The 21,399-nt window shown below is 60.0% G+C and carries 23 protein-coding genes; 14 read left to right on the forward strand and 9 right to left on the reverse strand.

Translation table 11 applies throughout. The annotated features are described in order from the left end of the window. Positions 1 to 88 precede the first annotated feature (88 nt). Genes entC through entH form a run of 5 tightly spaced genes read left to right on the forward strand, consistent with a single transcriptional unit; the run spans position 89 to position 4,914 of the window. A complete protein-coding gene (gene entC, locus IPZ49_RS06735; protein WP_063138052.1) occupies positions 89 to 1,264 on the forward strand; it encodes an isochorismate synthase EntC in 1,176 nt (391 codons plus the stop codon). A gap of 9 nt (positions 1,265 to 1,273) precedes the next feature. Then, complete coding sequence (entE, locus tag IPZ49_RS06740) at positions 1,274 to 2,884, forward strand: (2,3-dihydroxybenzoyl)adenylate synthase EntE (RefSeq protein WP_063147005.1); 1,611 nt, start codon at positions 1,274 to 1,276, stop codon at positions 2,882 to 2,884. Positions 2,885 to 2,894: 10 nt separating this feature from the next. Then, positions 2,895 to 3,749 (forward strand): isochorismatase, encoded by an 855-nt coding sequence (locus IPZ49_RS06745; RefSeq protein ID WP_022647383.1) that lies wholly within the window; start codon positions 2,895 to 2,897, stop codon positions 3,747 to 3,749. Beyond that, positions 3,749 to 4,501, forward strand: a complete 753-nt coding sequence (entA, locus tag IPZ49_RS06750) for a 2,3-dihydro-2,3-dihydroxybenzoate dehydrogenase EntA (RefSeq protein WP_023305663.1) — start codon at positions 3,749 to 3,751, stop codon at positions 4,499 to 4,501. Before IPZ49_RS06745 ends, entA begins: the two co-directional genes overlap by 1 nt. Beyond that, positions 4,501 to 4,914 carry a proofreading thioesterase EntH gene (entH, locus tag IPZ49_RS06755; RefSeq protein WP_022647384.1) on the forward strand — a complete coding sequence of 138 codons (414 nt, stop codon included), beginning with the start codon at positions 4,501 to 4,503 and terminating at the stop codon, positions 4,912 to 4,914. The genes entA and entH overlap by 1 nt, the downstream gene beginning before the upstream one ends. Before the next feature lie 90 nt (positions 4,915 to 5,004). Here the strand turns inward: entH and IPZ49_RS06760 are convergent, their stop codons facing one another. The 3 genes from IPZ49_RS06760 to IPZ49_RS06770 are packed head-to-tail and all read right to left on the reverse strand — an operon-like array spanning position 5,005 to position 7,287. Beyond that, positions 5,005 to 6,117, reverse strand: coding sequence for a M20 family metallopeptidase (locus tag IPZ49_RS06760; RefSeq protein ID WP_063147004.1), 1,113 nt, complete (start codon positions 6,115 to 6,117; stop codon positions 5,005 to 5,007). A 13-nt stretch (positions 6,118 to 6,130) separates the two neighbouring features. After that, complete coding sequence (locus IPZ49_RS06765; protein ID WP_023305665.1) at positions 6,131 to 6,595, reverse strand: YjiG family protein; 465 nt, start codon at positions 6,593 to 6,595, stop codon at positions 6,131 to 6,133. Then, positions 6,592 to 7,287: a nucleoside recognition domain-containing protein gene (locus tag IPZ49_RS06770; protein ID WP_063147003.1), complete on the reverse strand. Its 696-nt coding sequence runs from the start codon at positions 7,285 to 7,287 to the stop codon at positions 6,592 to 6,594. The genes IPZ49_RS06765 and IPZ49_RS06770 overlap by 4 nt, the downstream gene beginning before the upstream one ends. 268 nt (positions 7,288 to 7,555) lie before the next feature. Here IPZ49_RS06770 and cstA point away from each other — a divergent pair, with 268 nt between their 5' ends. Together cstA and IPZ49_RS06780 are read left to right on the forward strand one after the other, a co-directional pair. Next, a complete protein-coding gene (gene cstA / locus IPZ49_RS06775; protein WP_022647390.1) occupies positions 7,556 to 9,661 on the forward strand; it encodes a pyruvate/proton symporter CstA in 2,106 nt (701 codons plus the stop codon). 104 nt (positions 9,662 to 9,765) lie between these two features. Continuing rightward, the gene (locus tag IPZ49_RS06780; RefSeq protein WP_006809671.1) at positions 9,766 to 9,963 is read left to right on the forward strand and encodes a YbdD/YjiX family protein; all 198 of its coding nucleotides are present in this window, start codon (positions 9,766 to 9,768) and stop codon (positions 9,961 to 9,963) included. On the opposite strand, the gene IPZ49_RS06785 is transcribed toward IPZ49_RS06780, so the two are convergent. The 4 genes from IPZ49_RS06785 to IPZ49_RS06800 all read right to left on the reverse strand — a co-directional run bounded on the left by IPZ49_RS06785 (position 9,960) and on the right by IPZ49_RS06800 (position 12,714). Beyond that, positions 9,960 to 10,364, reverse strand: a complete 405-nt coding sequence (locus IPZ49_RS06785) for a helix-turn-helix transcriptional regulator (protein ID WP_038415640.1) — start codon at positions 10,362 to 10,364, stop codon at positions 9,960 to 9,962. The two genes, IPZ49_RS06780 and IPZ49_RS06785, sit on opposite strands and share 4 nt — an antisense overlap. Further along, entirely contained in the window at positions 10,339 to 10,641 is a 303-nt protein-coding gene (locus IPZ49_RS06790; protein ID WP_032624689.1) for a type II toxin-antitoxin system RelE/ParE family toxin, read from the reverse strand. The genes IPZ49_RS06785 and IPZ49_RS06790 overlap by 26 nt, the downstream gene beginning before the upstream one ends. Before the next feature lie 183 nt (positions 10,642 to 10,824). Beyond that, on the reverse strand, positions 10,825 to 11,568 hold the full coding sequence (locus IPZ49_RS06795) for an SDR family NAD(P)-dependent oxidoreductase (RefSeq protein WP_006809669.1): 744 nt from the start codon (positions 11,566 to 11,568) through the stop codon (positions 10,825 to 10,827). Between the two features lie 57 nt (positions 11,569 to 11,625). Beyond that, positions 11,626 to 12,714, reverse strand: a complete 1,089-nt coding sequence (locus IPZ49_RS06800) for an oxidoreductase (RefSeq protein ID WP_063147002.1) — start codon at positions 12,712 to 12,714, stop codon at positions 11,626 to 11,628. Positions 12,715 to 12,873: 159 nt separating this feature from the next. Between IPZ49_RS06800 and IPZ49_RS06805 the strand changes: the two genes are divergently transcribed. From IPZ49_RS06805 to IPZ49_RS06820, 4 genes are all read left to right on the forward strand, one after another. After that, complete coding sequence (locus tag IPZ49_RS06805) at positions 12,874 to 14,376, forward strand: sugar ABC transporter ATP-binding protein (RefSeq protein WP_046618927.1); 1,503 nt, start codon at positions 12,874 to 12,876, stop codon at positions 14,374 to 14,376. Continuing rightward, positions 14,373 to 15,368: an ABC transporter permease gene (locus IPZ49_RS06810; RefSeq protein ID WP_022647397.1), complete on the forward strand. Its 996-nt coding sequence runs from the start codon at positions 14,373 to 14,375 to the stop codon at positions 15,366 to 15,368. The genes IPZ49_RS06805 and IPZ49_RS06810 overlap by 4 nt, the downstream gene beginning before the upstream one ends. 19 nt (positions 15,369 to 15,387) lie before the next feature. Further along, the gene (locus IPZ49_RS06815) at positions 15,388 to 16,452 is read left to right on the forward strand and encodes a sugar ABC transporter substrate-binding protein (RefSeq protein ID WP_063147001.1); all 1,065 of its coding nucleotides are present in this window, start codon (positions 15,388 to 15,390) and stop codon (positions 16,450 to 16,452) included. Between the two features lie 83 nt (positions 16,453 to 16,535). After that, positions 16,536 to 17,777 (forward strand): LVIVD repeat-containing protein, encoded by a 1,242-nt coding sequence (locus IPZ49_RS06820; protein ID WP_023299569.1) that lies wholly within the window; start codon positions 16,536 to 16,538, stop codon positions 17,775 to 17,777. Between the two features lie 87 nt (positions 17,778 to 17,864). On the opposite strand, the gene mtnK is transcribed toward IPZ49_RS06820, so the two are convergent. Beyond that, positions 17,865 to 19,064, reverse strand: coding sequence for an S-methyl-5-thioribose kinase (gene mtnK / locus IPZ49_RS06825; RefSeq protein WP_048966160.1), 1,200 nt, complete (start codon positions 19,062 to 19,064; stop codon positions 17,865 to 17,867). Between the two features lie 102 nt (positions 19,065 to 19,166). Between mtnK and mtnA the strand changes: the two genes are divergently transcribed. Together mtnA and IPZ49_RS06835 are read left to right on the forward strand one after the other, a co-directional pair. Next, entirely contained in the window at positions 19,167 to 20,183 is a 1,017-nt protein-coding gene (gene mtnA, locus IPZ49_RS06830; RefSeq protein ID WP_023299571.1) for an S-methyl-5-thioribose-1-phosphate isomerase, read from the forward strand. Between the two features lie 43 nt (positions 20,184 to 20,226). After that, a complete protein-coding gene (locus IPZ49_RS06835) occupies positions 20,227 to 20,697 on the forward strand; it encodes an SRPBCC family protein (protein ID WP_045622238.1) in 471 nt (156 codons plus the stop codon). Between the two features lie 61 nt (positions 20,698 to 20,758). Here the strand turns inward: IPZ49_RS06835 and IPZ49_RS06840 are convergent, their stop codons facing one another. Further along, on the reverse strand, positions 20,759 to 21,031 hold the full coding sequence (locus IPZ49_RS06840) for a helix-turn-helix transcriptional regulator (protein ID WP_046618920.1): 273 nt from the start codon (positions 21,029 to 21,031) through the stop codon (positions 20,759 to 20,761). A 106-nt stretch (positions 21,032 to 21,137) separates the two neighbouring features. Between IPZ49_RS06840 and IPZ49_RS06845 the strand changes: the two genes are divergently transcribed. Then, positions 21,138 to 21,362 carry a helix-turn-helix transcriptional regulator gene (locus IPZ49_RS06845; RefSeq protein ID WP_023299573.1) on the forward strand — a complete coding sequence of 75 codons (225 nt, stop codon included), beginning with the start codon at positions 21,138 to 21,140 and terminating at the stop codon, positions 21,360 to 21,362. The last annotated feature ends 37 nt before the right edge of the window (positions 21,363 to 21,399 follow it).

Consider the following 21,399-nt stretch of genomic DNA (forward strand, 5'->3'; position numbering starts at 1 on the left):
GACAGCGGGGCGATGTGGGATTAGGTTAGCCGACGAAAATATAAATGATAATCATTATTGCTTCTTTTATCATTTTAAGGAGGATGATATGGACACGTCCCTGGCTGAGGAAGTTCAGCACACCGCGACAACGCTGCAATCAGACAGCTTTTTCTTTATGTCGCCTTACCGCAGTTTTACCACGTCCGGCTGTTTTGCCCGTTTTTCTGAACCCGCCGTCGGCGGTGACGATCCGGCGGGTCCCTTTCAGCAGAAATTAGCTCAGGCTTTCCGGAATGCGAAAAACAGCGGCATTGCCCATCCGGTGATGGTAGGGGCGATCCCCTTCGATACCCGCAAACCGTCATCGCTGTTTATTCCGCAACGCTGGCAAACCTTCTCCCGCCCGGCGCGTCAGCAGTCCGCACGTTATGCCTCCGGCGCGCAGACGCTGAACGTGAAACAGCGCACCGAGATCCCGTCGCAGCCGGTTTTCGAGGAGATGGTTGCTCGCGCCGCGTCGCTCACCGCTACGCCGCAGGTGAATAAGGTGGTGCTGTCGCGCCTGATTGATATCGCTACCGACAAACAGATCGATAGCAGCGCGCTGATGGAGCGTCTTATCGCCCAGAACCCGGCGAGCTTTAACTTCCACGTACCGCTGGAAGACGGCGGCGTGCTGTTGGGCGCCAGCCCGGAACTGCTGCTGCGCAAAGAGGGCGCGCACTTTAGCTCGCTGCCGCTGGCAGGCTCTGCGCGCCGTCAGCCGGACGATGTGCTGGATCGCGAAGCGGGCACTAAGCTGCTGGCCTCCGAAAAAGACCGCCACGAGCACGATCTGGTCACGCAGGCGATGAAAACCATTCTGGAACCGCGTAGCCATCATCTGAGCATGCCGGCTTCCCCGCAGCTCATCACCACCCCGACGCTGTGGCATCTGGCCACGCCGGTAGAAGGTGAGGCACGTGAAAACGAGAACGCCCTGACGCTGGCCTGCCTGCTGCACCCGACGCCCGCGCTGAGCGGCTTCCCGCATCAGGCGGCAAAAGAGCTGATTGCCGAGCTGGAGCCGTTCGACCGCGAGCTGTTCGGCGGCATCGTCGGCTGGTGCGACAGCGAAGGTAACGGCGAGTGGGTGGTAACTATCCGCTGCGCGCGGCTGCATCAGAATACCGTTCGCCTGTTTGCCGGCGCGGGCATTGTGCCTGCTTCCTCCCCGGTCGGCGAGTGGCGCGAGACGGGCGTGAAGCTCTCCACCATGCTCAACGTGTTTGGTTTGCACTAAGGAATACTCATGACCATCCCTTTTACCCGCTGGCCTGAGGATTTTGCCCGCCGCTACCGTGAAAAAGGCTACTGGCAGGATCTGCCGCTGACCCACATCCTGACGGACCATGCGGACAGCGATACGGTCGCGATAATTGACGGCGAACGCCGCATCACCTACCGCGCGTTTAATCAGGCGGTGACGAATCTGGCGTCCTCCCTTCAGGCGCAGGGGCTGCATCGCGGGGAGACCGCGCTGGTACAGCTTGGCAACGTGGCCGAGTTCTACATCACCTTCTTCGCGCTACTGCAAATCGGCGTCGCGCCGGTCAACGCGCTCTTTAGCCATCAGCGCAGTGAACTCAACGCCTACGCGGAGCAGATCAAACCCGCCGTACTGATTGCCGATCGCGACCACGCGCTGTTCTCAGGCGATGATTTTCTCAACACCTTTGTGGATGCGCATCGCTCGGTACGCGTTGTGCTGCTGCGTGGCGATAAGGGCGAACATGCGCTGGAGGCGGCGATTGCGCGCCCGGCGGACAATTTCATCCCGAACCCGACGCCCGCCGACGAAGTGGCGTTCTTCCAGCTCTCCGGCGGCAGCACCGGCACGCCGAAGCTGATCCCGCGCACGCATAACGATTACGACTACAGCATCCGTCGCAGCAACGAAATCTGCGGTATCACTGCGCACACCCGCTATCTGAACGCCCTTCCCGCGGCGCATAACTACGCCATGAGCTCGCCAGGATCGTTAGGCGTTTTCACGGCGGGTGGCTGCGTGGTGCTGGCGAACGATCCGAGCGCCACGCTCTGCTTCCCGCTGATTGAGCAGCATCAGATAAACGTCACCTCGCTGGTGCCGCCCGCGGTCAGCCTGTGGTTGCAGGCGATTGCCGACGGCGCGGGGAACGCCCAGCTGAAATCCCTCAGGCTGCTCCAGGTGGGCGGCGCACGCCTCTCCGCCACGCTTGCGGCGCGCATTCCGGCGGAAATTGGCTGCCAGCTTCAGCAGGTGTTTGGCATGGCGGAAGGGCTGGTGAACTATACCGCCCTCGACGATGCGCCGGAGCGCATCATCAATACCCAGGGCCGCCCGATGTGCCCGGACGATGAAGTGTGGGTGGCGGACGAGGACGGCAACCCGCTGCCGCGCGGGGAGGTCGGGCGTCTGATGACGCGCGGCCCTTACACCTTCCGCGGCTATTTCAACAGCCCGGACCACAACGCCAGCGCCTTCGATGCCAACGGCTTCTACTGCTCGGGCGATCTGATCGCCATCGATGAGCAGGGTTACATCACCGTGCAGGGGCGCGAGAAAGATCAGATCAACCGCGGTGGCGAGAAGATCGCCGCCGAAGAGATCGAAAACCTGCTGCTGCGCCACGACGCGGTGATCCACGCCGCGCTGGTGAGCATGGAGGACAGCCTGCTGGGCGAAAAAAGCTGCGCGTACCTGGTGGTGAAACAGCCGCTGCGCGCGGTGGAGGTGCGCCGCTTCCTGCGCGAGCAGGGCGTTGCCGAATTTAAGCTGCCGGACCGCGTGGAGAGCGTGGATGCGCTTCCGCTCACGCCGGTCGGCAAAGTTGATAAGAAACAGTTGCGCCTGTGGCTTGCTGAACGCGCCCGGGGCTGAGGAACAGAGATTGGCTATTCCAAAATTAACCGCATATGCGCTGCCAACCGCCGCCGAACTGCCGACCAGTAAAGTAAGCTGGGCGTTTGAACCGGAGCGCGCCGCGCTGCTGATCCACGATATGCAGGAGTACTTCCTGAATTTCTGGGGCGAAAATAGCGACATGATGCAGCAGGTGGTGGCGAACATCGCTAAACTGCGCGCGTACTGCAAAGAGCACAATATTCCGGTGTACTACACCGCGCAGCCGAAAGATCAGAGCGATGAAGACCGCGCCCTGCTGAACGATATGTGGGGGCCGGGTCTGACTCGCTCGCCGGAGCAGCAGCGCATCGTCGCTGAGCTGACCCCGGACGAAGCGGACACCGTGCTGGTGAAGTGGCGCTACAGCGCGTTTCACCGCTCCCCGCTGGAGCAGATGCTGAAAGAGACCGGCCGCAACCAGCTTTTGATCACCGGCGTGTACGCCCACATCGGCTGCATGACCACCGCCACCGACGCCTTTATGCGCGACATCAAACCGTTCTTTATCGCTGACGCGCTGGCGGATTTCACCCGCGACGAGCACCTGATGTCGCTGAAATACGTGGCCGGACGTTCGGGCCGCGTGGTGATGACCGACGAGCTGCTGCCGTCTGTTCCGGCAACGAAGGCCGCGCTGCGTGAGCTGATCCTGCCGCTGCTGGACGAGTCCGACGAGCCGATGGATGACGAAAACCTGATCGACTACGGTCTGGATTCAGTACGGATGATGGCGCTGGCCGCCCGCTGGCGCAAAGTGCACGGCGACATTGATTTCGTGATGCTGGCAAAAAATCCGACCCTCGATGCCTGGTGGGCGCTGCTCTCCCGCGAGGTGAAGTGATGGCTTTTGATTTTACCGGTAAAACCGTCTGGGTGACGGGCGCGGGTAAGGGCATTGGCTATGCGACCGCGCTGGCATTTGTGGAGGCCGGGGCGCAGGTGACCGGGTTCGATCTGGCTTTCCCTCACGGCGAATATCCGTTTGCCACCGAAACGCTGGACGTGGCGGATGCGGCGCAGGCGAGTGATGTCTGCGGGCGTTTGCTCAGCAGCCTTGAGCGGCTCGACGTGCTGGTTAACGCGGCGGGCATTCTGCGTATGGGCGCGACGGATCAGCTTTCGCAGGAGGACTGGCAGCAGACCTTTGCGGTCAACGTCGGCGGCGCGTTCAACCTGTTCCAGCAGACGATGGGCCAGTTCCGTCGTCAGCAGGGCGGGGCGATTGTGACGGTGGCCTCTGACGCGGCGCACACGCCGCGCATCGGCATGAGCGCCTACGGCGCGTCGAAAGCGGCGCTGAAAAGCCTGGCGCTGACCGTCGGGCTGGAGCTGGCGGGCAGCGGCGTACGCTGCAACCTGGTGTCGCCGGGTTCTACGGATACCGACATGCAGCGCACGTTGTGGACCAGCGATGATGCGGAACAGCGGCGCATTCGCGGCTTCGGCGAGCAGTTCAAACTCGGCATTCCGCTCGGTAAAATTGCCCGTCCGCAGGAGATTGCCGCGACCGTGCTGTTCCTGGCATCCGATGCCGCCAGCCATATCACCTTGCAGGATATCGTGGTGGACGGCGGCTCCACGCTGGGGGCGTAATGATCTGGAAACGTCATTTATCCCTCGACGAGCTGAATGCCACTAGCCAGAACACGATGGTGGAACACCTTGGCATCGTCTATACCCGCCTCGGGGACGATACGCTGGAAGCGGAGATGCCGGTGGATGCGCGCACCCACCAGCCGTTTGGCCTGCTGCACGGCGGTGCGTCGGCGGCGCTGGCGGAAACGCTGGGGTCGATGGCCGGTTTTCTGATGACCCGCGACGGGCAGAATGTGGTGGGCACGGAACTGAACGCTACGCACCACCGCGCGGTCTCTCACGGTAAGGTGCGCGGCGTATGTCAGCCGCTGCATCTGGGCCGCTCCAGTCAGAGCTGGGAGATTGTGGTGTTCGACGAGCAGGGGCGGCGGTGCTGTACGTGTCGGTTGAGTACGATGGTGCTGGGTTAGATTGTGCGGCGGGAGTGCCGGGTGGCGGCTTCGCCTTACCCGGCCTACGAAACATGCAGGCCCGGTAAGCAAAGCGCCACCGGGCGGTTGTTACAACATCGATACCACCCGCTTCAACAGCCGAATTCGCGGCGCAATGGACGCTTTATCCAGCCATTCCGCCGGGCTGTGGAACCCGGCGCCAACCGGCCCGAAGCCGTCAAGCGTGGGGATGCCGAGCGCGGCGGTGTGGTTGGCGTCGCTGCCGCCGCCGACTGCCTGCCAGGTAATGTCGATGCCTTCCGCTTTACCCGCCGCTTCAACCTGCTGCATCAGCGCCTGCGTCGCGTCGCTCGCGGCCATCGCCGGTTTGTGATTAACCCGCGTCAGCGTGGTGGTCACGCCGTCTAAAAAGCCTTGTTCACATAACAACTCCAGCGCCTGGTTCACCCGGTCATACTCGTCGTTTTCCCAGAAGCGAACGTCCAGTTCTGCCACAGCGCTGTCCGCGACCACGTTCGCCGCGCTGCCGCCCTGAATCACGCCGACGTTAAGTGTAGTGCCGCGATCCCAGTCCGTCAGCGCATTGATGGCGATAACGCTCTTTGTCAGCGCGGTGATCGCCGAGCGGCCTTTTTCCGGGTCATTGCCCGCGTGTGCCGCCACGCCGCTAAAGGTGAGGTGATAGCCCGCCATCCCTTTACGCGCTTTCACCAGCGAACCGTCGGCGCGGGCGGCTTCGCACACCAGCACGCAGCGGGAACGCTTAGCCAGCTCGCCAATCCACTCATGGGAATGGACAGATCCGGTCTCTTCGTCCGGGTTCATCGCAACGGCAATCGCGAGACGATCGTTGTCTGCGGCGTCAAGCGCGCGCATTGCCCACAAAATATTCAGAAGTCCGCTCTTCATATCCGAGACGCCGGGGCCGTACAGGCGGGTTTCATCCTCGCTCAGCGGACACGCGGCCACGGTGCCGGCGGGAAATACGGTATCCAGATGCCCGACCAGCAGCACGTCGAACCGTTCCGCCTGCGGCTTGTTACTGACGAAGACGCCGGGGCCCACCTTGTCGCCCAGGTTCACCTGCTCCGTATGCCAGCCTTCGCGCTGCCACAGTTGCTGCATGATGCCTGCAACAGCGGCGACGCCGTCAATCGTCTGGGTGCCGCAGTCTACGTTCACCAGGGTTTTCAGCTCTTCGATATAATGGTCAAGGTTCATGTTCACGTCCTGTTCAGAGAATAATGCGCATCAGCAGCATGGCTAAGAAAGCGTTGACCACCGAGAGGGCGATCATCAGCGGAATACGTTTGGCGCGGGTGCCAATCACCCCCAGAATGCGGCCCAGGTACTGCACCTGCGAGCCCATCAGGTAGATGGCGGGCGCCAGGATCGCCAGGTGCTCGCCGGTGAGGATGCCTTTATCAAACAGGCCGATGGCAACGCCGATCCCGCCGCCCATCGACATCCAGCCGCCAATCAGCACGGCGGCCGCTTCGCCCGGCAGGCCAAACAGGCCCATCAGCGGAGAGAAGATCGTGCCCAGCCCTTTCAGCGCGCCGGTAATTTCCAGCGCCTTGATGATGATAAAGGCCATCACCACGTTGGGCAGCGTGCTGCTGGTGGCAATGCTCCAGCCTTTGCGCGCGCCTTCGATAAACACATCGGTAATGACGGGATTGGACTGTGGGGCACTCATGCGGCGTCTCCTTTATGGGTAAACGTCAGGATCAGGCGCAGCAGATTGGCGCCGACAATTTTCATGATAAACATCACCACGATACAGGCCCCGATGGAGGTGGGCACCGCCGCCGTGCCGTCAACGGCGAGCAGCGTGAAGAGGATCGCCCCGGAAGAGAAAAAGTTGGTGATCATCGCCCCGGCGGAGAACTGGAACATGGCGAAAACGTCTTTCTCTTTTTCGCTGATTTGCCCTTCATCAGAGAGATTACGGGTAAGCGACGCGCCCACGTCGGTACTTTGCAGGCTGCCAATCAGCGCCAGCCCGGTGGTGCCAGGGATCCCCAATAGCGGGCGCAGCAGAGGAGTTAAGAGTTTGCGCGCGGCACGCAGGGCGCCATAGTGCTCCAGCACGTTGATCATCCCCAGCGCGAACATCACCGCGGGAATTAAACCGAGCGCGAAGAGAAACCCGTCCATCGCGCCGCTGCCGCCGGTGCCGCGAAAGGCGCTGCTGGCTGTGGTTAATGTACCGTCATCCAGACTGGCTTTGCTGACCACTTTGCCAAATGCGCCGTTGAGGGTGGTGAAATCAAAGACGCCGTACCACTCTTGTCCGCCTAACAGACCCGAGAAGAAAACGGCTGCAAACGCCAGCGCGAAGTACGCGCCCGGCCCGACCTGACTATCCTGAGGTACTGAACTGTTCATATCCTTTTCCTTGTATGCACGCGATTGCGCAGGATCATTCTGGCGAGGTTATGGCCAAAAAAAATGATACAAATCATTCCGTAAGGCGGTGTCTGGCCGAAAAAGATAAAAGTGTGAACGGTGACGCTACGAAAGTGATCGGCTTAACAATGTGGTGTAAATGTCTGGTTTGACCACGCATTATTGCGTTTCAAAGTTGTTAAATTTTATCCATTGTTCTAGAAACAAAATGTAACATCTCACTATTTCACAACAACGGATAACCATTATGAACAACTCAGGGAAATACCTTATATGGGCAGGGCTCTCCGTTGTGGGAGCCTTTGCCCTGGGCTACATCGCCCTCAACCGGGGGGAGCAGATCAATGCGCTCTGGATCGTGGTCGCCTCCGTCTGCATTTATCTGATCGCATACCGTTTTTATGGCCGTTATATCGCGAAGACGGTACTGGGCGTAGACGGCACGCGCATGACGCCGGCCGTGCGTCATAACGATGGTCTGGACTACGTGCCGACCGATAAAAAAGTGCTGTTCGGTCACCATTTCGCGGCGATTGCCGGGGCAGGCCCGCTGGTGGGGCCGGTACTGGCCGCGCAGATGGGCTACCTGCCGGGGATGATCTGGATCCTCGCGGGGGTGGTGCTGGCGGGCGCGGTGCAGGACTTCATGGTGCTGTTCGTCTCCACCCGTCGCGACGGTCGTTCGCTGGGTGAGCTGGTGAAAGAGGAGATGGGGGCAACTGCCGGGGTGATTGCGCTGGTGGCGACCTTTATGATCATGGTCATCATCCTCGCGGTGCTGGCGATGATCGTGGTGAAAGCCTTGACCCACAGCCCGTGGGGAACCTATACCGTCGCCTTCACCATTCCGCTGGCGCTGTTCATGGGGATCTACATTCGCTATCTGCGTCCGGGACGCATTGGTGAAGTTTCAGTCATTGGCCTGGTGTTCCTGGTGTTTGCTATTATCTCCGGCGGCTGGGTGGCGGAAAGCCCGACCTGGGCACCGTTCTTCGACTTCACCGGCGTGCAGCTGACCTGGATGCTGGTGGGCTACGGCTTCGTGGCGGCGGTGCTGCCGGTATGGCTCCTGCTGGCCCCGCGTGACTACCTCTCTACGTTCCTGAAAATTGGTACCATCGTCGGGCTGGCGATCGGCATTCTGATTATGCGCCCGACCCTGACCATGCCTGCCCTGACCAAATTCATTGACGGCACCGGCCCGGTCTGGACCGGCAATCTGTTCCCGTTCCTGTTTATCACCATCGCCTGTGGGGCAGTGTCTGGCTTCCATGCGCTTATCGCCTCCGGGACCACGCCGAAGATGCTGGCGAATGAAAATCAGGCCTGCCTGATTGGCTATGGCGGCATGCTGATGGAATCCTTCGTGGCGATTATGGCGCTGGTCTCGGCCTGTATTATCGACCCGGGCGTGTACTTCGCGATGAACAGCCCGATGGCGGTACTGGCCCCGGCCGGCACTGTTGACGTGGTCGCCTCTGCTGCGCAGGTGGTGAGCGGCTGGGGCTTTGCGATCACCCCTGATACGTTGACGCATATCGCTAACGAGGTCGGCGAGCAGTCGATTATCTCCCGTGCGGGCGGGGCGCCGACGCTGGCGGTGGGTATGGCCTACATCCTGCACGGTGCGCTGGGCGGGCTGATGGATGTCTCGTTCTGGTATCACTTCGCCATTCTGTTCGAGGCGCTGTTTATCCTGACGGCGGTGGATGCCGGTACGCGCGCGGCGCGCTTTATGTTGCAGGATCTGCTGGGGGTGATCTCCCCGAATCTGAAACGTACCGATTCACTCCCGGCTAACCTGCTGGCGACGGCACTGTGCGTGCTGGCGTGGGGCTACTTCCTGCATCAGGGCGTGGTCGATCCGCTGGGCGGGATTAACACCCTGTGGCCGCTGTTTGGTATCGCCAACCAGATGCTGGCGGGCATGGCGCTGATGCTTTGTGCCGTAGTCCTGTTCAAGATGAAGCGCCAGCGTTACGCATGGGTGGCGCTGGTGCCAACGGCGTGGCTGCTGATCTGTACCCTGACAGCAGGCTGGCAGAAAGCCTTCAGCCCGGACAACAAGGTGGGCTTCCTGGCCATTGCCAACAAGTTCCAGGCGATGATCGACAGCGGCAAGATCCCGGCGCAGTACACCGAATCTCAGCTGTCCCAGCTGGTGTTTAACAACCGTCTGGACGCCGGGCTGACCATCTTCTTTATGGTGGTGGTTGTGGTGCTGGCGTTGTATTCTCTGAAAACCGCGCTGGCGGCGTTGAAAGTCGACACGCCAACGGCGAAAGAGACGCCGTATGAGCCAATGCCTGAGAACCTGGACGAGATTGTCACCCAGGCGAAAGGGGCGCATTAACCCGTGTGCCGGGTGGCGGCTTCGCCTTAACCGGCCTACATTTCTTATCCTCCCTCTCCCTCCGGGAGAGGGCCGGGGTGAGGGAAACAAACGAGAAACTGACTATGTTCGACACCCTTTCCAAAGCAGGTAAATACCTGGGCCAGGCCGCTAAAATGATGATTGGCGTGCCGGATTACGACAACTACGTCGAGCATATGCGCGTCAACCACCCGGATCAGACGCCAATGACCTACGAAGAATTTTTCCGCGACCGCCAGGACGCCCGTTACGGCGGTAAGGGCGGGGCGAAGTGCTGTTAACCCTCTTTCGGTAAATAGAGGCTGATTTGCTCCTGCTTGCAGCCATAAATTGCCGCCAGCTTTTCGCGTGTGCGCTTTTGCGGACGGGAGTCCAGCGCTTCCAGCTGTGATACAGCGGACTGGCTGATGCCGAGTTTTTCCGCCACCTCCTGCTGGGATAGCCCGCGCAGGATACGCCACGCGGCCTGCAGGCTGACGTTCTCGCTATGCATGATGTCGCACACTTCACCCGGTAAACCTACGTTATCGTAGATATCTGATTCGTAAGGGATGTCTTCCCAGTCGTTTTCATCATCGTCATCATACTCAAGCATGGCTAAACGCATGCGAAAATATTCATCGTAGGGAATGACAACATACTGTTTTTTTCCTTCTTCATCCTTGATGAACTGAACAGTCATATTCCGTATGCTCCTCATGAAGGTAGGTGGTGGTTGTCCGGCGTTTTACCGCCACTACGTAGCAGATATCACCCGGCGGATCCCCGAAGGTGTAAATGACCCTGTAATCACCTAATCGCAACCTGTAGTGGTTTTCGGGAGAAGATAATTTCTTGATATCCGCGACAGGTGATGTTTTATCATCCATCTTCTCCAGCCTGAATTTAATGCGGTTCTGATATCGCGTATCGATTTTAGAAAATTGCTTCTCTGCTGTTTTTGACCACACGATCTTCATCCGTACCTCCACTGTACGCCCACACAAAATATAAGGAAATAATAAGACTATTAGATAAATTCCGAATTTCTTATGGGGTACTGTAGAGCGGAAAAAAAGCGCAGGTAAGAGGCAAAACGCAAACCGTCGAGGCGGCTCGAAAAGGCCTCTGCTGGGCGACAGAGGCTTGCAGGAAAATTGCGATCAGGCGTTCAAACCGCCATCCACGTCCAGACCGGTGCCTGAGATCTGCCCGGCTGCCGGGCTGGCAAGGAAGGTGACCGCCGCCGCGACGTCTTCCGGCTGGCCGTAATGGCCCAGGGCAATAAGCTGACGCTGTGAGTCAGCCTGTTCACCGTCCTCCGGGTTCATATCGCTGTTGGTCGGGCCGGGGTGCACCAGGTTAACGGTAATGCCTCGCGGGCCAAGATCGCGGGCCAGACCTCGGGTGAGGGAGTTCAGTGCAGATTTGGTCATTGAGTAGACGGCAATCCCCGGCTGTGCCACGCGGTTCGCCAGACAGCTGCCGATGTTGATGATGCGTCCGCCGTCAGACATATGCACCAGCGCTTCCTGAATGGCGATCACCACGCCGCGGATATTGACGTTGATCAGAGCGTCGATGTCCGCCAGGGTCATGGACTCCAGCGGGCCGCCGCGTGCAATCCCGGCGTTATTGACCAGAATATCCAGCCCGCCGAGGGAGCGCGCCGCCTGCGTGACCGCATCCTGAATCGCCTGCGCGCTGGCGCTGTCGGCCTGAATCGCCTCGCCGTGTCGCCCCAGCGCGTTGATTTCATCGACGACCTGCTGGGCTTTATCGACGGATTTTTCGTAGGTGATAACCACATCGGCACCGGCGCGTGCCAGCGACAGCGCAATCGCCCGACCCAGCCCACGACTGGCGCCGGTGACCAGCGCCTTTTTACCTGTTAAATCGATCTGCATGATGACCTCGTTGTAAGAGTGGAGAGAATCATCATTAGGTATAGCCCGTCGGCGCGATTAACGGCTGAAGGATTCCACCTTCTCAAACGCGGCGCGCAGAACGTCAGGGCTTAACGTAATCGGTAAAAAGTGAATAGACTCCACCGGGCGCAGGGTGTGGGCAATGACCTTGTCCAGCTCGTCGCGGTTATGGATATCGACCTCCAGCGCGCGAAGCGTGGTCGGCAGGTTAAAACGCTGGTATGCCGCCACCAGCTGCGTCAGCACGTCCTCCTGACCGAGCAGGGCGCTCTGCACCAGAATGCCGTAGGCCACCTTCGTGCCGTGGAGGTATTTTTCCGTCTGCGGCAGCACGGTTAAGCCGTTGTGCACCGCATGTGCCGCCGCCACGCGGGTATAGCGTTCGCCCAGACCGCCGACCATACCGCCACCGGCGATAACGGCGTCCACCACGTCCCGAAACGCCTGCGTCTGGTCGCCGCGCTGCTGGTCGGCCAGCGCCTCTTCGCTGCGCTCCAGCAGCACGTCGCGGATCGCCAGCGCACCGTTCAGGCCAAGACGCACGGTCAGCGGCAGGTTTTCCGGTTCAGGGGCGAGTACCGCCGCTTCGTACCACTTCGCCAGCGTATCGCCGATGCCTGCCAACAGGTATTCCGCCGGGGCGTTAAGGATGATTTGCGGCTCCACCAGCACCAGATAGTTGGCGTCGTCAAAAATCTCAAACTGTAGCGCCTGCCCGGCATCGTTGTACCACACGGAGAGCGGGGTCCACGCCGCGCAGGTGGCGGCGATGGTGGGAATGCCCACGAACGGCACGCCCAGACGACGCGCCACGGCCTTGACGGTATCCATTACCGCACCGCCGCCCACGCCAATCACCACGCTGGCTTCACCACCCGACGCGTTCACCAGATGAGTGACGTCACGCTCGCTGCAATGGCCCTTAAACAGCAGATGTTTTGCCCCCGTTGCGTTAAAACTCTGCGGCAGATAAGGGCGTGCGCCCTCGATAGCCCGCTCGCCGTAGATCCACACCGCGCGGGAAAGCTGTTCCGGAGTAAAGAAATCATCCAGGTGCGCAAGGCTTCCCGGATGAGAGAAGTAGTTCGCCGGGCCGGGCACGACGCGGATATCGGTGTTGCTCATGAAGTTGTCCTTTTTTAGCAAGCGCTAACCCGATGTTATGTCTGGACATCCGGATGGCTAATAATATTTCGCTTTATCTTATGCCTTTTCCGTCGTTGTCAGTCAACCGGAGCTGTGAAAAATTCGCTAAATCAGAAGAGTAATGAAGGATTTACGCGGATGGTTTCCAGTCGCCTTGAGATGCGCGGTATCAGCCTGGCCTTTTCCGGCTTTCAGGCCCTGTCGCGCGTGGATTTCACCCTGAATGGCGGGTCGGTGCATGCGCTGACCGGCGCCAACGGCGCGGGAAAATCGACGTTGATGGCGGTGCTGTGCGGCACGCACGATCGTTATGAAGGCGAAATCTGCATTAACAACCAGCCGGTAAGCATCCGCGAGCCGCTGGACGCCAAACGGCTGGGTATCCACCTTGTGCAGCAGGAGGTGGACGTGGCGCTGATCCCCGGGCTGAGCATTGCGGAGAACATTATGCTCGACCAGCTGGCGCAGCCGGGACACCGCTACAGCTGGCGCGCGATTCGTCAGCAGGCGCGGCAGGCGCTGGCGCAGCTGGATGTTTCGCTGGACGTTCGCCGTTCCATCGACAGCTGCACGCTGGCTGAAAAGCAGCAGATTTTGCTGGCGCGGGCGCTCTCGCACCACTGCCGTTTTCTCATTCTCGATGAGCCCACCGCGCCGCTGGACGCGCACGAAAGCGAGCGTCTGTTTGCGGTAGTAAGACGTCTGCAACAGCAGGGCATTGGCGTGGTGTTTATTTCTCACCGCATTCACGAGCTGAAGGCCATCTGCGACACCCTGACGGTGCTGCGCGACGGCAGGCTGATTGAGTCCGGCCCGATGGCGGATCTGAGCGGAGAGGAGATCGTCGAGAAGATGCTCGGCCACGAGCTGAGCGATATCTATCCGCCCCCGCGACCGCCGCACGGTGAAGAGATGCTGCTGCGGGTGGAAGGCCTGCACGACGACGCGCTGCTGAAAGATATCTCCCTGCATCTGCGCAAAGGTGAAATCCTCGGCATTGCCGGGCTGGCGGGGGCGGGGAAAACGGAACTCTGCAAGGCGCTGTTTGGCGCCAGCAAAAGCCGCGTGGCGCGTGGCGAGCTGAACCATCAGGCCTGGAAACCGCGCGATCCGGCAGACTCGGTGCTACGCGGTCTGGCGCTGGTGCCGGAGGAGCGGCGCAAAGAGGGCATTTTTATCGACGAGCCGGTGAGCATGAACCTTGCCGTGTGTGCCGATAACAGCTTCTCGCGCTGGAGCCTGTTTGGTCATCGTCAGGCGTGGCGCTGGGCGGAAGAGGTGATTGCCCGCGTCGGCGTGCGCACGCGCGGGCCGGGGCAGGTGCTGCGTCGGCTTTCCGGCGGTAACCAGCAGAAGGTCGCCATCGGGAAATGGCTGCGCAATGACGCCAGCGTGCTGATATTCGACGAGCCGACCAAAGGCGTGGACGTGAAGGCCAAAACCGATCTGTTTCAGCTGATCGACGGCCTGGCGCGCGAGGGCAAAGGGGTGATTTACGCCTCGGGTGAATTTGCCGAGCTGGTCGGTCTGTGCGACCGCATCTGCGTGCTGTGGGACGGGCGCATCGTGGCGGAAATCGCCGGGGCAGAGGCCCGGGAAGAAACACTACTTTATTATTCAACCGGAGGAACGGCGTCGTGAGCAAGGCCCTTTCAGTGACCACGGCGGCGTCTGGCCGTCAGCAGATTTTCGATTTTCTTTATAAGTGGGGCATGCTGCTGACCGTCGTCGCGCTGGTGGCGGTGTTTGGCCTGGCGTCGGACAGCTTCCTCGACCCGAACAACATCATCAACATTCTGCGCTCGATTGCCATCGTGACGGTGATTGCCGTTGGCGTCTCTATTTCGCTGACCGTCGGCGGGTTCGATCTCTCCGTGGGATCTACCGCGTCGCTGGCGAACGCGCTGGTGATTTCGCTTTTCGTCTGGCACGGCTTTGGCACCACCGAGTCGATTCTGCTGACCCTCGCGCTCTGTACGCTGGTCGGCCTGTTTAACGCCTTTCTGATCGTCATCCTGCGCATTCCGGACATGCTCGCGACCCTTGCCAGCCTGTTTGTCATTCAGGGTGTGGCGATGACCTACAGCTACGGCGGGTCGATTACCGAGAACATGGTACTGCCGAGCGGCGACATGGCGGAAGGGACCATTCCGGCGGCGTTTGGCCTGCTGGGGCAGGTGCCGACCATTGTGATCGTCATGCTGGTGGTGACGATTCTGGCACAGCTGGGCCTGTCGCTGACCACCCATGGACGCCGGATGTACGCCATTGGCGGCAACCCCGAAGCCGCGCGCCTCTCCGGCATTCGCACCACCCGCTACAAAGTGGCAGCCTACGTGATTGCCTCTCTGCTGGCGGGGCTGGGCGGCATTCTGCTGGCCTCGCGTATTGGTTCATCGCAGGTGAATGCGGGCGGCGGCTACCTGATGGACGCGGTGGCGGCGGCGTGGATCGGCTTCTCGCTGGCCGGATCCGGCAAGCCGAACGCGCTGGGTACGCTGGTGGGGGCGGTGATCCTCGGCGTGCTGTCGAACGGGCTGGTGATGCTCTCCGTGCCGTATTACGCCATGGACATTATAAAAGGGCTGGTGCTCGCGGTAGCGCTGGCGATTACCTACATACAAAAACGCTGACAACACAACGGGATAAAAAATGAAAAAGATTGCGCTCTCTTTGGTAGCTATTGGGTTACTCACTTCTCTGCCGGGCCTGGCAGCTACCCCCGCGCCGGTTCCGACCGCCATTGCCAGCCATGACGGTCCCATTCGCATTGCGGTGATCCGCAACCTGGGCTCGGACGACAACACCACGCAGTTTGTTGCCGGGGCGATTCAGGAAGGGAAAAAGCTCGGCTTTAAGGTCAGCACCTTTTTAAGTAACGGGGACGACGCCAAATTCCAGGATTTCGTTAACCAGGCCATCAGCCAGAAATACGACGGGATTATTCTCTCTCAGGGGCGCGATCCGTACTCCACCGCGCTGGTGAAGAAGGCGGTGGATGCCGGGATCAAAGTTTCGGTGTTTGATACCGCTGTGAACGGCGAGATCCCGGGCGTAACCGTTACCCAGCAGGACGATGCCTCCCTGACCAACCTCTCTTTCGGCCAGCTGGCGAAAGATTTCAACGGCAAGGCCAATATCGTCAAGCTATGGGTCGCGGGCTTCCCGCCGATGGAGCGCCGTCAGGCGGCCTACAAAGAACTGCAAAAGCAGTACCCGGAGATTAAAGAGCTGGAGTCCATCGGCGCGGTCTCCTCTGACGTGCAGGGCGACACTGCCAACAAGGTGGGCGCGATCCTCGCGAAATACCCGAAAGGTAAAATCGATGCCATCTGGGGTACCTGGGATGCCTTCAGCCAGGGCGCCTATAAGGCGCTGAAAGAGAACGGCCGAACCGAGATCAAACTCTACAGCATCGACATCTCCAACCAGGATTTACAGCTGATGCGCGAGCCGGGTAGCCCTTGGGCAGTGAGCGTGGCGGTGGATCCGAAGCTGATTGGCGCGACCAACGTACGCCTGATTGCCAATAAGATTGCCGGAGAAGCGACGCCTGCCACTTACGATTTCAAGGCGGCGGCCATTCCGCAGGCGCTGCTGACCGCCCAGCCGGGCGCGGTGAACGTGGCGTCTCTGGGGAAAATCATTCCGGGCTGGGGCCAGACGGAAGATTTTGTTGCGCCGTGGTTTGCGACGCTGGAAGCCAGGTCAAAATAATGCCCGGTGGCGCTTTGCTTACCGGGCCTACGGTGTTGTAGGCCGGATAAGGCGCAGCCGCCATCCGGCGAAAGGACTTATACATGTCTGCATTACCTCAACCCGAATACAGCCGCAATATGCGGCTGATTGGCCATAGCGATCAGGGCGGTCGCCCGGACGGCGTGCAGCTGATGGTGCACCGCGGTTTCGCCTATATCGGCCATATGGTGTCGCAGGGCTTTTCGATAGTGGACGTGCGCGACCCGAAAAAACCAAAAGCCGCAGGATACGTGCCTGCGCCGCCGGGTACCTGGAATGTGCATCTCCAGGCGCATGACGATCTGCTGCTGGTGATCAACGCCCGGGATCTGTTTGCCGATGCGCGTTTTGCCGATGAGAAGGTTTACTACACCCGCCAGGTGGGGGAGACCGTCAGTGACGTGCAGGATAAAGGCTGGAGCGCCGGGCTTCGCGTCTTTGATATCTCCACACCGGACAGGCCACGCGAGATAGGCTTTTTATCGCTGAGCGGCATCGGCATTCACCGCATCTGGTACGTCGGTGGCCGCTGGGCGTATGTCTCAGCGCTGATAGACGGCTTTACCGACTACATCTTTCTGACCATCGATCTGGCGGACCCGCGCAAGCCTGAAGTGGCGGGACGCTGGTGGCTGCCGGGGATGAATCAGGCCGAAGGCGAACAGCCGAACTGGCCGGAAGGCAAACGCTACGCTCTGCACCATGCGATTATTGCAGGCGATACCGCGTACGGCAGCTGGCGCGACGGTGGCCTGACGCTGCTGGACGTGAAGGACCGCACCCGGCCTAAGCTCATTAGCCACCGTAACTGGAGCCCGCCGTTTGGCGGCGGGACGCACACCGCGCTTCCGCTGCCGGATCGCGACCTGCTGGTGGTGCTGGACGAGGCGGTGCTGGATAACCAGCAGGACGGCGAGAAGCTGATCTGGCTGTTTGATATCCGCGAGCCGTCGAACCCGGTGAGCATTTCTACCTTCCCGCAGCCGGATGAAACCGACTACGTGGCGAAAGGGGCGCATTTCGGCCCGCACAACCTGCACGAGAACCGGCCGGGGAGCTTTGTCAGCTCAACGCTGATCTTCGCGACGTACCAGAACGCGGGCGTGCGCGCGTATGACATTTCCAATCCGTATCGCCCGGTAGAAACGGGGGCGCTGGTGCCCGCGGCGCCGGAAAAGATGATGGATACGCGGCCCAATCGCCCGCAGGTGATCCAGTCGTGCGACGTGTTTGTGGATGCGCAGGGGATTATTTACAGCACGGATTATAACGGTGGGATGTCAGTGATTGAGTATCTGGGGTGAGTTTTTGCCGGGTGGCGGCTTCGCCTTACCCGGCCTACATTTTGCACCCGTAGGCCCGGTAAGCGCAGCGCCGCCGGGCAAACGTTCTCAACTGTACTGCCGCACCCGCGCGACCAGCTCTTCCGCGCTGTCGATGCGGTCGGCAATCACAATCAGCGCCTTGCCGAGGGATATCGCGTGGCGCAGGCATTCGTGACGCATCGCTTCATCCTGAATGGTGTCGATATCCGCCACATGGGAAAGCCCGACGCTGCGGCGAATCAGCTCGGTGCCGCAGAATCCGATGGCGTCATGCCAGACCTTTTTCAGGAACGCAGAGGCATAGCCCGGCGCGCTCAGCGCGGCGTCGCGCGTTTTCTCATTCGCCAGCGCCTGGAAGCGCTCCGCGAAGGTGTTCCACAGTTCCTGAATATCGGTCAGGCGCTGCTCGCGCGCGGCGGCGGCATCGCGAATGCCCAGATGCCCCGGCAGGCCGCAGAAGTTCAGCAGCAGGTTGCCGATGGCAGTGCCAACGTCAAAGCCAATCGGGCCAAAGTAGCCGAACTCGGCGTCGATGGCTTTCAGGCTGCCGTCGGCCACAAAAATTGAGCCGCTGTGAATGTCCCCGTGCAGCAGGGCTTCGGCATGCGAAAAGAAGCGGTGCTTCAGGGAGGCCACAGCGATTTTAAGCTGGGCGTCGTCGCGCAGGGCGGCAACATCGTTCTCCAGATCGGCCGGGTAGCTATTGCGCGCGTGGATCTGGTACGGATCGTTGAAGAACAGATCTTCGGTGATCTCGCACATCTCCGGGTTGATGAATTTTGCCACCTGCGCTTTTTTCTCGTGCGGATGCAGATAAAAATCGCTGGTGTGGAACAGGGTGTGAGCCAGATATTCACCCAGCTGCCGCGCCGCCTGCGGGTAGTAAATGTTGTTAATCAGCTCGCCGCGCCAGATGCGATGGCTGGAGAGATCTTCCATCACCATCACCGCCAGTTTCGGGTCAAAGTGGTGGATTTTCACCGTGTGCTCAGGGCTGTGCTTGTAATGCTCGACCAGGGTTTGCGCCTCCAGGCGAGCGCGATCCAGCGTCAGCGGCCAGGACTCGCCGACGCAGCGCACATAGGGCAGCGCCTGCTTAACGACGATGCGGCTCACGCCCGCGCGGTCGAAAACTTTAAAGACCAGGTTGAGGTTACCGTCGCCGATTTCCTGCGCCTCCACCAGCGATGACGGATCGTCAAGTCCGCCAAACTGCCTGGCATACTCCACGGCGTCCTGAGCGGTAAAGGTACGGTATTGCGACATGGCCTGCTCCTCAGTTTTGCTAATTAAGACATGTAGACGTCTATACATCTGGATTTCATCCTGACACAATGTGCTACAACAACGCAACAGGGAATTAACGACATGCAGACATTACAGACGACCAGCCTGCGGGTGGCGAATAATCAGCTCTATATTCTCGACCAGCAGGCGCTTCCGCAGGAGAAACGCTGGCTGGATGCCTCGACGGTGGAGGCGCTGGTTGGGCATATCCACGCTCTGCGCGTGCGTGGCGCGCCGTTAATTGGTCTCTCTGCAAGCCTGCTGCTGGCGCTGTTAGCGGAAAGCGGTAAAAGCCGCGACGAGCTGGCGGCGGCGCTGGAGACCCTGCGTGCCTCCCGCCCGACGGCGGTGAACCTGATGAACAATCTCGACCGCATGAAGATTGCGCTGTGGCAGGAAGCGTTCGTTCCGGCGCTGGTGGCTGAAGCGCTGCGCCTGATTAATGAAGACAAACGGCTTTGCGACGCGATTGCGAAAGCGGGTAGCGCGCTGGTGAAGCCCGGCAGCCGCCTGCTGACCCACTGCAATACCGGCGGGCTGGCAACGGCGGGCGTCGGTACGGCGCTGGGTGTGATTGCCCGCGCGCATCAGGAAGGCAACGTCAGCAACGTCTGGGTGGATGAAACCCGTCCGCTGTTGCAGGGCGGCAGGCTGACCGCATGGGAGCTGGGCGAGCTGGGCGTGCCTTATCAGCTGATTACTGACTCCATGGCCGCCAGCCTGATGGCAAAAGGGCAGGTGGATGCCGTGTGGGTGGGGGCAGACCGCATTGCCGCCAACGGCGACGTGGCGAACAAAATCGGCACCTATTCCCTGGCGGTGCTGGCGAAGTTCCACGGTATTCCGTTCTACGTCGCCGCCCCGCAAACGACCCTCGACCGGGACTGCCCGAACGGTGACGCGATCCCGATTGAGCAGCGCGCGGCCAGCGAAGTGACGGGCGTGGCGGGAAGCTTTGGCGCGGTGCAGTGGGCGCCGCAAGAGGCGCAGGTCTATAACCCGGCGTTTGACGTTACCCCCGCCTCGCTGATTAGCGGCTGGGTGCTGGATACGGGCGTGGTCACCCCTGAAGAGGTAGCGAAAGGGAAATTCGCCTGAGTGGGACTATCCTTGTAAGGGGTTCCCTTTAGAGGACGTTATCGTGACGCTCGATCCTGAAACAGACTTAAAACTGGAACGCGTGGTGGACGCACCGCGCGACCTGCTGTGGCTCTGCTGGACCACACCGGAGCACATCAAAAACTTCTTCATTCCTGCTCCCCATAAGGTGACTGAATGCGACCTCGATCTGCGCGTGGGTGGGCGGTTCAATACCGTGTTTGAGGTGGACGGGCAGCGGATGGATAACCGGGGCGTATTTCTTGAAATCGATCCGGGGAACAAGCTGGTCTTTACCGATGGCTATACTGAGGGCTGGAAGCCGGCTGAAAAGCCGTTTATGACAGCGATCCTGCTGCTGGAAGATGTGGGGGAGGGCAAGACCCGCTACACGGCGATTGCGCGTCACCCAACGAAGGAAATCCGCGAGCAGCATGAACAGATGGGCTTCCACGAAGGGTGGGGCGTGGTGTTGGATCAGCTGGTGGGGTATGTGAAAGGGCTAAAACGGTAGTGCTCTAAGACCCCCTCTCCCTTGAGGGAAAGGGCTGGGGCGAGGGGGGAGAATTCATTGATTATGTTGAAGACAGATTTCTCTTTTTGGTATTCCTCATCTGACGAAATACTCGCTCTCCCTTTTCATCAAAGTATCTTTCCGGCCATATCACATCGGGTGGAATGTCTGGCGCCTGAGCGGTAAGCAGTTCACCTTTGGGCCATGGTCGGGTAAGCGCATTTGCCAGTGTGGATGAGGAAAGGCCAGCCTTTCTGGACAACGCAGCCAGGCTTGTTCCATGTTTCTTTAGTGCAGCGATAATATCGGCCGGGTGCCAGTTCTGATGCTGCATTGTGTCCTCCTTACATGTGTTCGTTACGTGCTCAATTATCCTATTTTGGGATAAGAAGGCAACGGGAGGATATTCGATTTCAGGATATTTGTATGGAATCGGAACAATGGCTTCAGTTTACTCGGATGAATACCAGCGTGTTATCAATGCGTTGAAGAAAGCGCGTAAAGAGAAGGGGATGACTCAGGCGCAGCTTGCGGAGGCACTGGGAAAACCACAATCGTTTATTGCTAAAGTGGAAAACGGTGAGCGTAGGTTGGACGTGGTGGAGTTTGTGCATCTGGCGAGGCTGGTTGGCGCAGATGTGCAGAGGATTATCGCCAGTATTTAATTAATGCCTGAGTATGGAACTGACCCCCTGAGCCGTA

Origin of the sequence: Enterobacter cloacae complex sp. S2 (assembly GCF_015159675.1) — a bacterium.
Classification (GTDB): Bacteria; Pseudomonadota; Gammaproteobacteria; order Enterobacterales; family Enterobacteriaceae; genus Enterobacter; species Enterobacter intestinihominis.

Coding starts and splice junctions, on each gene's coding strand:
- IPZ49_RS06785 (WP_038415640.1), bottom strand. CDS start 10,364: ATGACTGTTCAGTTCATCAAGGATGAAGAAGGAAAAAAACAGTATGTT.
- IPZ49_RS06765 (WP_023305665.1), bottom strand. CDS start 6,595: ATGAGTGCCCCACAGTCCAATCCCGTCATTACCGATGTGTTTATCGAA.
- entC (WP_063138052.1), top strand. CDS start 89: ATGGACACGTCCCTGGCTGAGGAAGTTCAGCACACCGCGACAACGCTG.
- cstA (WP_022647390.1), top strand. CDS start 7,556: ATGAACAACTCAGGGAAATACCTTATATGGGCAGGGCTCTCCGTTGTG.
- entH (WP_022647384.1), top strand. CDS start 4,501: ATGATCTGGAAACGTCATTTATCCCTCGACGAGCTGAATGCCACTAGC.
- IPZ49_RS06845 (WP_023299573.1), top strand. CDS start 21,138: ATGGCTTCAGTTTACTCGGATGAATACCAGCGTGTTATCAATGCGTTG.
- IPZ49_RS06805 (WP_046618927.1), top strand. CDS start 12,874: ATGGTTTCCAGTCGCCTTGAGATGCGCGGTATCAGCCTGGCCTTTTCC.
- entA (WP_023305663.1), top strand. CDS start 3,749: ATGGCTTTTGATTTTACCGGTAAAACCGTCTGGGTGACGGGCGCGGGT.
- IPZ49_RS06790 (WP_032624689.1), bottom strand. CDS start 10,641: ATGAAGATCGTGTGGTCAAAAACAGCAGAGAAGCAATTTTCTAAAATC.
- IPZ49_RS06780 (WP_006809671.1), top strand. CDS start 9,766: ATGTTCGACACCCTTTCCAAAGCAGGTAAATACCTGGGCCAGGCCGCT.
- IPZ49_RS06800 (WP_063147002.1), bottom strand. CDS start 12,714: ATGAGCAACACCGATATCCGCGTCGTGCCCGGCCCGGCGAACTACTTC.
- IPZ49_RS06840 (WP_046618920.1), bottom strand. CDS start 21,031: ATGCAGCATCAGAACTGGCACCCGGCCGATATTATCGCTGCACTAAAG.
- mtnK (WP_048966160.1), bottom strand. CDS start 19,064: ATGTCGCAATACCGTACCTTTACCGCTCAGGACGCCGTGGAGTATGCC.
- entE (WP_063147005.1), top strand. CDS start 1,274: ATGACCATCCCTTTTACCCGCTGGCCTGAGGATTTTGCCCGCCGCTAC.
- IPZ49_RS06795 (WP_006809669.1), bottom strand. CDS start 11,568: ATGCAGATCGATTTAACAGGTAAAAAGGCGCTGGTCACCGGCGCCAGT.
- IPZ49_RS06770 (WP_063147003.1), bottom strand. CDS start 7,287: ATGAACAGTTCAGTACCTCAGGATAGTCAGGTCGGGCCGGGCGCGTAC.
- IPZ49_RS06815 (WP_063147001.1), top strand. CDS start 15,388: ATGAAAAAGATTGCGCTCTCTTTGGTAGCTATTGGGTTACTCACTTCT.
- mtnA (WP_023299571.1), top strand. CDS start 19,167: ATGCAGACATTACAGACGACCAGCCTGCGGGTGGCGAATAATCAGCTC.
- IPZ49_RS06820 (WP_023299569.1), top strand. CDS start 16,536: ATGTCTGCATTACCTCAACCCGAATACAGCCGCAATATGCGGCTGATT.
- IPZ49_RS06760 (WP_063147004.1), bottom strand. CDS start 6,117: ATGAACCTTGACCATTATATCGAAGAGCTGAAAACCCTGGTGAACGTA.